The following is a 9,258-nucleotide window of genomic DNA, read 5'->3' on the forward strand; positions in this document are numbered from 1 at the left end:
CTTCATTGTGGCGACAGGGTAACAAACAGACCACAAAAACAATAAATACAATAAAAACAAAAAGTTAACAAAACTGGCACAACTACTGCTCTATATACGGGCAAGAAGAAGAACAATACTTACCGCCAATAATCATAATAAAAATAAAACCCAGATTATGGTCGATAAGTACTCCGCCTCGAATAAAAATAAAAATGAGGCTCTACAAGCTGATCGCTGAATTGACACCCAATACAACGGTCCCGAAACAGTGCTCTTAGAAATAAAAACAACAAGCTAAGACAGAGTTGTTGTCTAAAAGCGGTCAGCTTACCCATCTCCTTTTGTCCTGTTATATTTCACACATTCTTTGCACTATAGATCAGTAAAACTGCGGCTTTAACTGCGTTTTTGATTAGATTTCATGCTATTATTCTGCGCTCTTATTTCTGCGCAAGTTTCTCAGTGTTATATGGACAAAAACTCATCACCAATAGGCTCGTTTATCCGTAAACTATTCGGTAGTCATCGAAAACGCTCAGCCGGCGAAGCCAGCCCGCAAACCAGCGGCCCTCAGCTTATACCCGAAGAGGTTCATCAAATTCCTCGCCGACAGCTGAATGACGCGGCGATGAAAACCGCTTATCACCTGCAGGATGAAGGCTACGAAGGCTATCTGGTGGGCGGATGTATTCGCGACCTGCTGATGAATAAGCACCCCAAAGATTTTGATGTTGCCACCAATGCCACCCCGGAGCAGGCACATGCGCTGTTCCGTCGCTCGCGCCTGATCGGCCGGCGCTTTAAACTACTGCATGTCCGGTTTGGCCGGGACATGATCGAAGTAGCCACCTTCCGCGCCAGCCATGACAGCCACCCCAAAAATAGCGATGGCGAGCATGGCCGTCAGAACGACAGCGGTATGATCGTGCGCGATAACGTCTACGGCACCATTGAAGAGGACGCACTACGGCGCGATTTCACCGTCAATGCACTTTACTACTGTCCGAAAGACCACTGTGTCTATGATTTCACTCACGGCTACAACGACCTGAAAAACCGCACCCTGCGGATGATCGGTGATCCCGAGGCCCGCTACCGGGAAGACCCGGTAAGGATGCTCAGAGCAGCGCGCTTTGCTGCCAAACTGGGGTTTACCATTGAGCCAGAAACAGAAGCCCCGCTGTATGAGCTGGGCTATCTGCTGAAAGATATCGCGCCGGCCCGATTGTTTGACGAAGTACTGAAAATATTCCAGTCTGGCCATGGTGTGGAATCTTACCATCAGTTCCGTAAATACGGTTTGCTGGAACATATCTTCAGCCAGACCGCATACTGTCTTGATAACCCGCAAGGGGCTCCGGTAGAGCAACTGGTACTGAATGCCCTGCAGAATACCGATCGCCGGCTGCAGCAGGACAAAAGCGTCACGCCAGCCTTCCTGTTTGCCGCCCTGCTCTGGTATCCAATGCAACAACGGATGCGCAAACTGCAAAAGCAGGAGGGGCTGCATACGGTGCCGGCAATGCATGAAGCTGCCAATCAGGTAATTGGTGAACAGATAAGCCAGACCGCCATTCCACGGCGCTTCTCCACTCCGATCAGAGAGATCTGGGAGCTGCAGTTCCGCCTGCCCCGTCGCCAGGGCAAACGGGCCGACCGGCTGATGGAACATCCACGTTTCAGGGCCGCCTATGACCTGCTGGTGTTGCGCGAAAACAGCGGTGAAGATCTGGAAGGCCTGGGTAAATGGTGGACTGACTATCAGACACAGAACCCGCAGATACGCAGCCATATGTCCCGCGAAGTCCCCAAAGATGAGGCCCCCAAACGACGCCGCAGACGCCGCTCACCGGCAAAGAAGCATGAGCAGAATAATGGCTGAGTCACCCGTATCCCGCCCCTGGACCCGTTGCTATATAGGGCTGGGCAGCAATCTTGAAAACCCGGTGACACAGGTGACCACCGCACTGCTGGAGCTGCAACGTTTAGACAACTGCCGCCATCTGATCCACTCCAGCCTGTATCGCAGCGATCCGGTTGGTCCGCCCGGTCAGCCCGACTATATCAATGCAGTTGCCAGCCTGGAGACCAGTCTTTCTCCGCTTGAGCTGCTTGATGCACTGCAGGCACTGGAACAACAGCATCAGCGGATCAGAGTTCAGCACTGGGGTCCCCGAACTCTGGATCTGGACCTGCTGCTCTACGGTGATCAGTTGATCAGCAATGAACGATTAACCGTCCCCCACCCCTACCTTCATGAGCGCAATTTTGTGCTCTATCCTCTGGCAGAAATTAACCCAGACCTCACTATTGCACAGCAAAAAAGTCTCGCTGAATGCATTAAGCAGTGCGAAAAAGGCACTCTCGAACGAATTTAATAAAACATAAAATACTTTAAAAACAATAATATAAATCGTTTTTTACTGCTATGCACAATAGATAATAGTTAAACGGAAAAGGGCTATGTATAATCCCCCCGTCTGAGTAATAAATAAGCAGGTTCTCTTATGAGCAGCATTACCCTTCATACACTGATGGCTCGTAAACAGGCCGGTGAAAAGTTTGCGGTACTTACCGCATACGACGCCTGTTTTTCCCACCTTATCAGCACCGCTGGTGTTGAGGTGATATTAGTGGGCGACTCCCTGGGCATGGTATTGCAGGGCAATGACAGCACTCTGCCGGTCACCCTTGAAGAGATGGCTTACCATACCGCCGCCGTAAAAGCAGGTAATCAGGGCTCGATGATCATGACCGATCTGCCCTTTATGAGCTATGGCACTCCCGCGCAGGCAATGGACAGCGCCGCAGCACTGATGCAGGCCGGCGCCCATATCGTTAAACTGGAAGGTGCTGCCTGGCTGGACGAAACAATTACCCTTTTGGCAGAACGCGGAGTTCCGGTATGCGCTCATCTTGGGCTCACACCACAAGCGGTCAATGTCCTGGGGGGATATAGGGTACAGGGACGTGATAACAGTGCCGCAAAAAAGATGATCGAAGATGCCGTACGTCTGGAACAGGCTGGCGCAGCGATGCTGCTGCTGGAATGCGTTCCCGCACTGCTGGCAGGCGAGATCACTAAAGCGGTAGACATTCCGGTTATCGGTATCGGCGCTGGTGCAGACACTGATGCTCAGGTGCTGGTGATGCACGATATGCTGGGAATCACTCCGGGCCGCAGCCCCAGGTTTGTCAAAAACTTTATGGCTGACAATAATGATATCGCCGCCGCTTTCAAAGCCTATGCTGACGAAGTGAAGGCCGGTACCTTCCCCGGACCTGAACACGGATTCTAACCATCATGAAAACCATCTATTCTATCGCTGAGCTGCGTGAAGCCCTCGGCCAAGAGCGTCGTGCGGGCAAAAAAATCGGTTTTGTTCCAACCATGGGCAATCTCCATACCGGGCATATCCAACTGATTCACCAGGCGAACAATCATGCCGATATAACCGTCGCCAGCATCTTTGTCAACCCACTGCAGTTTGGTGAGAATGAGGACCTGGATGCCTATCCACGCACCCTGACATCAGACCAGGAAAAACTGACAGCCGCTGGCTGCGATTATCTGTTTGCGCCGAATATCAATGAGATGTACCCCAACGGTCAGGTAATCCAAACACTGATCGAAGTGCCAGGGATCTCCGATATCCACTGCGGTGCCAGCCGCCCAGGACATTTTCGCGGGGTTGCCACCGTGGTGTGTAAGCTGTTTGGAATCGTCCAGCCCGATGTCGCTATCTTTGGCGAAAAAGATTTCCAGCAACTGATGGTTATCCGTCGTATGGCTGAAGATCTGTTTCTGCCGGTTGAAATCCTTGGCGCACCAATTGCCCGGGCCCAGAGCGGCCTGGCCCTGAGTTCACGTAACGGCTATCTGACCGAAGCAGAGCTAGCGACGGCTCCCATTCTGAACCAGACGATCTGTCAGACTATTGCCCAGATCAGTGCTGGTCGCCGTGACTATGCCGCATTACAGGAAGAAGCTCAGCAGCGCCTCGAAGAGGCAGGCTTTAAGCGGGACTACTACACCATCTGCAACCGCAAGGATCTGCAACCCGCCGGCCCGGAAGATACCCAGTTAGTACTGGTGGCTGCCGCCTATTTAGGCAAAGCCCGTCTGATTGATAATATGGTTGTTGATCTCTGAACATAACCCTTATGCGGCATCTTCACCTTTGGTCGGCTTGGTAATCGATTAAACTACTGCTAAATTGAACGGTCTGGCGTCATTTTTTTATTCTTCATGCCGCCAGATTAGGGGAAACCCCATTGCAGTTGGCTTTCGACTATGCTGTACTGCACTGCACAAATATGATTACTACAAAAAAGCTGCAGAGTGTTTCGTGACGGGTTACTGGCTGACCTGCCATTAAATAGTCACAGTGCGTGACTACACTACCGCAGCAATCTTACAAGCAAGAGGAATGATCATGCGTGATGTTGTTGTTGTAGCTGCAGGCCGTACGGCTGTAGGTAATTTTAATGGTTCTCTGGCATCAGTTCCTGCCAGCGATCTTGGCGCTACCGTTATTAAAGGTCTGCTGGAAAAATCCGGCATCCAGGCTGACCAGATCGATGAAGTTATTCTGGGACAGGTTCTGACCGCTGGCTGCGGCCAGAACCCTGCCCGCCAGGCAACGATCAATGCCGGCCTGCCGATTGATGTCCCGGCCATGACGATCAACAAAGTCTGTGGTTCCGGTCTGAAAGCACTGCAACTGGCCACTCAGGCAATCCGCTGTGGCGATGCTGAGATGATTATTGCCGGCGGCCAGGAAAACATGAGCGCCTCTGCGCACATCCTGCCTAACTCCCGCAACGGTGCCCGCATGGGTGACTGGAAGATGGTCGACACCATGATCAAAGATGGCCTGTGGGATGCGTTCAACGACTATCACATGGGTATCACCACTGAAAACATCGTTGAGAAATACGGTTTCACCCGTGAAGAGCAGGATGCCTTTGCCGCAGCGTCTCAGAACAAAGCTGAAGCTGCTCAGAAAGCAGGCAAATTTGCTGATGAGATCATCCCTGTGATTATTCCTCAGCGCAAAGGCGATCCAGTCGTTTTTGATACGGATGAGCAGCCACGTCACGGCGCTACTGCTGAAGCACTGGGCAAACTACGCCCAGCATTCAAGAAAGATGGTACCGTTACTGCCGGTAACTCCTCTACGATTAACGATGGCGCTGCTGCGGTAATTCTTTGCTCTGCAGAGAAAGCTGCTGAACTGGGTCTGCCGGTTCTGGCGACTATTAAAGCCTATGCCTCTGCAGGGGTTGACCCTTCTATCATGGGTACTGGCCCGATCTGCGCCACGCAGAAAGCGCTGGAAAAAGCGGGCTGGACCATTGATGATCTGGAACTGGTTGAAGCCAACGAAGCGTTTGCGGCACAGGCGATGTCAGTTAACAAAGACCTGGGCTGGGATACTAACATCGTCAACGTGAACGGTGGTGCTATCGCTCTGGGTCACCCAATCGGTGCTTCAGGCTGCCGTATCTTCGTTTCGCTGCTACACGAGATGGCTCGTCGGGACGCGAAGAAAGGTCTGGCGACACTCTGTATCGGTGGCGGTATGGGTACTGCACTGGCGATCGAACGCGCATAATCGCATTCCGAAAACAAAAAAGCCCTGACTGATTAGTCAGGGCTTTTTTTTGCGTCATCGGGAGGTATCCCTCACGCTGGAGCCCTAATCGCCGCGGGGCGCGCTTCCCACAATCCTCAGGCAGTGGCTATCGCGCCTTTACCGACCCCTTCAAATGCTCTCACCATCACCTCTCGATCAGGGTATTCCGCTTTCACCTGCCCGGCCAGATGACAGGCAATCTGCTCCACTGTCGTTTCCGTATCGATCAGATAGCAATGCGCTGCAGGCAACCTGATCTCAAACTGCCCCTGAGGCGCATCATACTGATAATGGTGCTCTGCAGATGGTTCTTCCAGCAGGTGGCTGCGAGTGCCGATATAGATATCACGGAAGGTTTCAGCCCACAGCTGCTCCACACCGGTATCACGCTGACCATCGAGAAAGATCTCAATCCGCGAGCGATGTCCGTGAGCGATGCGCTGACAGTTGCCATCGTGCTGCTGTAAACCATGGCTATAGTGATAGAAGGCACCACTGATCGCCTCAGGCACAAAACTGATCTCCAGCCCCTGCACCTCATCAGGAAACAGCGCCAGCAGCTGATCTTTACACCACTTAGCCAGACTGGTCTCCGTCACCTGCTCCAGATCCACCAGCACTATCGCCTGCTTTGGTGAACGGCAGAAAAACTCTCCGCCATCAGGGTATTGCCAGGTCACGGTTGTTTCCCCACCGGTTTGAATGGCTGAAAGGTTAGCCATTGCGGTGGGCACCACTAAGCCATGGTCGATACAGTTATCAAACCACTGCTTGACCGCTTTTTTGACAATCGCGAAGTCACAGATCATGCCCTGCTCATTCAGGTTGCCATCCAGCACCAGCTGGACCAGCCAGGACTCTCCCAGCAGACCTCTTTGCGGGTGCAGGTAAGAAAAGTCAACGTTGGTCAGGTTATCTACAAAAAGCTTCACAGGCAGTCACACGGTCAGTTTAAATTAGTCATTAGACGGGCGGCATATATTAGCTGATTACCAGCTCTATTGCATTCCGGCTGCTACCGGTATACTAGCTGTTTTTTGATAACAGGCAGATGAAATTCGATGCGACTGGATAAATATCTGAGTCAGGCAACCGGTTTACCCCGCAGTCTTATTAAACGACAGATCAAATGTAAGAATGTCGAGGTCAACGGTCAGATCTGTCAGGATCACGGTTATAAAGTTAGCAGCGATGATGAGGTGTCACTTGAGGGGCGGGAAGTTTCACCACCGGGCCCCAGATATCTGATGCTGAACAAACCGCAGGGCACCGTATGTGCCACTGAAGATGCAGAACACCCAACAGTGATCGATCTGCTTGAGCTGGACAACATCCGTGACCTTCACCCCGCCGGACGACTGGATATTGACACCACCGGACTGGTACTGATCACCAACGATGGGCAATGGTCACACCGGGTCACCTCACCGCGACATCGTTGCGATAAGGTCTACCTTGTCACCACGGCTGATCCGATCACAGAAAACTGTGTAGAAGCGTTTGCTGCCGGTATCACGCTGCGCAACGAGGAGAAACCGACACAGCCGGCTCAGCTGGATATCCTCTCGGAGACTCAGGCCCGGGTGACCCTGCACGAAGGCCGTTACCATCAGGTTAAGCGAATGTTTGCCGCCATGGGCAATAAAGTCGTCGCCCTGCACCGCGAGCAGATTGGCGCGATTGCCCTGGATGATGCGCTGGAACCTGGCGAATTTCGTTATCTTACCGAAGCAGAGGCTAACTCTTTCTGATGACTGACACCGCCTTTTCCCTGTTAAAACCTGAGCTGGACAGCGCTGCCGGCATCGCTCTGTGGATTGCCGATGAAAACCTGCTGAATCAGACCAGCCGGGTTAATCCGGCCGTTACCGTTATCAGCAACCGCTTTGACCTCTGCCAGCAGTTGAACGTGGCCGGCTGGAACAGCCAGTTTTCTGACTTTGATTTCAGCCCCTATGAGAATCATAGTGTGGATAAAATTATCTACCGGATCTCAAAAGAAAAGCCGGTGGTGCACCATGTGATCAACCAGGCGATCCGCATCCTCAAACCCGGCGGCACTCTGTGTATCTCCGGTCTGAAAAACGAAGGGATAAAAACCTATCTGGATAAGGCCAGAAAACTGTTTGCCGGACAGATGGAACAGTCCAAGTCAGACAAGAATACCTGGATGGGGGTGCTGACGTCACCGGGAGCCCCTGATACAGAGTTACTCGAAGATCAGGATTACACCCGCCTTCGTGAAGTAGCGGCTGACGAAAACTTCAGTTATATCAGCAAACCTGGGGTCTACGGCTGGAATAAGATCGACAAAGGCAGCGCTTTTCTGGTCGCCGAACTACCCCGCTTTATCGAACGGTTACCAAGCCCGCCGCAAACCGCCCTTGATCTGGGCTGCGGCTATGGTTATCTGTCGCTGAACTGTTCCCCCAGAGACTGCCGGCTCACCGCCACCGATAACAACGCCGGCGCCCTGCAAGCCTGCAGGGAAAACTTTAAGCAGCAGGGGATCGATGCCGAGGTCGTTGCGGCCGATTGTGCAGAGGGCGTTGCGGCGCGATTTCCACTGATCGTTTGCAACCCCCCGTTCCATCAGGGCTTCGGTATCGAGGGAGACATGACCGACCGGTTTCTGGAGGCTGCCCGTAAACATCTGCAGACTGATGGTGTCGCCTGTTTTGTGGTAAACCTGCACATTCCCCTTGAACGAAAAGCCCAAAAGCGGTTCTCAACCGTAGAAACAATCGCCGATAATGGCAGTTTTAAGCTGATATTACTGGCCCAACCGAAATAAGAGATGAGTTAAAAACACAGCATGGTCTCCACCTATCTTAAACAAACCTGGTTTTTCTTCCGCGCCAATATGCAACCGATAATGCGTATACAGCTGCCGTTTATCATTTTGATAACCCTGATCAGCATGAGCGCGATGCAATCGGTCGACCCGGAAAACCCGGAGTTAAACAACTCAGTCCTGATGTTCTATCTGGCCAGCCTGATCTTCCTGCCCCTCTATGCAGGCGCCACCATCGCCTACCTGGAGTCAGTGGTCAATAATGCTCCGATCAGCACTACAGCAGCCCTGAAAATTGGCCTCCAGCGCTGGGGATCACTGTTTGTCACCAAACTGCTAGGCGCTTTCGCTATCGTCATGGGTCTGCTGCTGTTTTTTATTCCCGGAGTGTTTATCCTGATCCGCCTGGGCTTCGCTGAATATCACAGCATTATCGAACGATCGGCTCCGGCTGATGCCCTCAAAAACAGCTGGCAGGACACCTCAGACTACTTCTGGCCGCTGCTTAACGGACTGGCTTTTCTGTTTGTTGTACTGCTGGGCGGTAACCTGTTAATCGAAACCCTGCTGCAGGTTATGGGCATTGATTCACTGATGATCCGCAGTTTGTTCGATATTGTCTTCGGTTTTCTTAACTGTCTTTACACAATTTATGGATTCAGACTGTACTGCGTTATGCGGGAAAAACAAAGTGGCTAGAACGTGACTTCGTCACTTGCTAGTGTAGTGTTTCACTCTTGATGATTCTTAATGTATCCTCAGCTCAAATACCCTGAGAGAATCGGACTTATCGCATGCGAATTGCCACCCCTATTGTGCTTACTGAAGAAGAAAAGGCTGAGC

Annotated in this window: 9 protein-coding genes; 8 read left to right on the forward strand and 1 reads right to left on the reverse strand. The window is 52.0% G+C overall.

The annotated features are described in order from the left end of the window. Window positions 1-451 precede the first annotated feature (451 nt). The 5 genes from pcnB (at window position 452) to JW499_RS18150 (ending at window position 5,600) form a co-directional block, all read left to right on the forward strand. The gene (gene pcnB / locus JW499_RS18130) at window positions 452-1,864 is read left to right on the forward strand and encodes a polynucleotide adenylyltransferase PcnB (RefSeq protein ID WP_205211909.1); all 1,413 of its coding nucleotides are present in this window, start codon (window positions 452-454) and stop codon (window positions 1,862-1,864) included. After that, window positions 1,857-2,360 carry a 2-amino-4-hydroxy-6-hydroxymethyldihydropteridine diphosphokinase gene (folK, locus tag JW499_RS18135; protein WP_205211910.1) on the forward strand — a complete coding sequence of 168 codons (504 nt, stop codon included), beginning with the start codon at window positions 1,857-1,859 and terminating at the stop codon, window positions 2,358-2,360. Before pcnB ends, folK begins: the two co-directional genes overlap by 8 nt. A 129-nt stretch (window positions 2,361-2,489) precedes the next feature. After that, window positions 2,490-3,281, forward strand: a complete 792-nt coding sequence (panB, locus tag JW499_RS18140) for a 3-methyl-2-oxobutanoate hydroxymethyltransferase (protein WP_091361607.1) — start codon at window positions 2,490-2,492, stop codon at window positions 3,279-3,281. Window positions 3,282-3,286: 5 nt separating this feature from the next. Further along, a complete protein-coding gene (gene panC, locus JW499_RS18145; protein ID WP_205211911.1) occupies window positions 3,287-4,135 on the forward strand; it encodes a pantoate--beta-alanine ligase in 849 nt (282 codons plus the stop codon). Between the two features lie 283 nt (window positions 4,136-4,418). Next, complete coding sequence (locus tag JW499_RS18150) at window positions 4,419-5,600, forward strand: acetyl-CoA C-acetyltransferase (protein WP_205211912.1); 1,182 nt, start codon at window positions 4,419-4,421, stop codon at window positions 5,598-5,600. A 116-nt stretch (window positions 5,601-5,716) separates the two neighbouring features. Here the strand turns inward: JW499_RS18150 and JW499_RS18155 are convergent, their stop codons facing one another. Then, on the reverse strand, window positions 5,717-6,553 hold the full coding sequence (locus JW499_RS18155; RefSeq protein ID WP_205211913.1) for a 6-carboxytetrahydropterin synthase: 837 nt from the start codon (window positions 6,551-6,553) through the stop codon (window positions 5,717-5,719). Window positions 6,554-6,682: 129 nt separating this feature from the next. On the opposite strand from JW499_RS18155, the gene rsuA reads away from it, so the two are divergent. From rsuA to JW499_RS18170, 3 genes are all read left to right on the forward strand, one after another. After that, the gene (rsuA, locus tag JW499_RS18160; protein WP_205211914.1) at window positions 6,683-7,372 is read left to right on the forward strand and encodes a 16S rRNA pseudouridine(516) synthase RsuA; all 690 of its coding nucleotides are present in this window, start codon (window positions 6,683-6,685) and stop codon (window positions 7,370-7,372) included. Next, entirely contained in the window at window positions 7,372-8,415 is a 1,044-nt protein-coding gene (locus JW499_RS18165; RefSeq protein ID WP_205211915.1) for a methyltransferase, read from the forward strand. The genes rsuA and JW499_RS18165 overlap by 1 nt, the downstream gene beginning before the upstream one ends. An 81-nt stretch (window positions 8,416-8,496) precedes the next feature. After that, window positions 8,497-9,114, forward strand: coding sequence for a hypothetical protein (locus JW499_RS18170; protein ID WP_205211916.1), 618 nt, complete (start codon window positions 8,497-8,499; stop codon window positions 9,112-9,114). Window positions 9,115-9,258 lie beyond the last annotated feature (144 nt).

It is taken from the genome of Amphritea pacifica, from assembly GCF_016924145.1.
Classification (GTDB): Bacteria; Pseudomonadota; Gammaproteobacteria; order Pseudomonadales; family Balneatricaceae; genus Amphritea; species Amphritea pacifica.

Bases quoted from the DNA above. Each gene is read 5' to 3' on its own strand.
- JW499_RS18165 (WP_205211915.1), top strand. From the start codon at position 7,372: ATGACTGACACCGCCTTTTCCCTGTTAAAACCTGAGCTGGACAGCGCT.
- rsuA (WP_205211914.1), top strand. From the start codon at position 6,683: ATGCGACTGGATAAATATCTGAGTCAGGCAACCGGTTTACCCCGCAGT.
- folK (WP_205211910.1), top strand. From the start codon at position 1,857: ATGGCTGAGTCACCCGTATCCCGCCCCTGGACCCGTTGCTATATAGGG.
- panB (WP_091361607.1), top strand. From the start codon at position 2,490: ATGAGCAGCATTACCCTTCATACACTGATGGCTCGTAAACAGGCCGGT.
- JW499_RS18150 (WP_205211912.1), top strand. From the start codon at position 4,419: ATGCGTGATGTTGTTGTTGTAGCTGCAGGCCGTACGGCTGTAGGTAAT.
- JW499_RS18170 (WP_205211916.1), top strand. From the start codon at position 8,497: ATGCGTATACAGCTGCCGTTTATCATTTTGATAACCCTGATCAGCATG.
- panC (WP_205211911.1), top strand. From the start codon at position 3,287: ATGAAAACCATCTATTCTATCGCTGAGCTGCGTGAAGCCCTCGGCCAA.
- pcnB (WP_205211909.1), top strand. From the start codon at position 452: ATGGACAAAAACTCATCACCAATAGGCTCGTTTATCCGTAAACTATTC.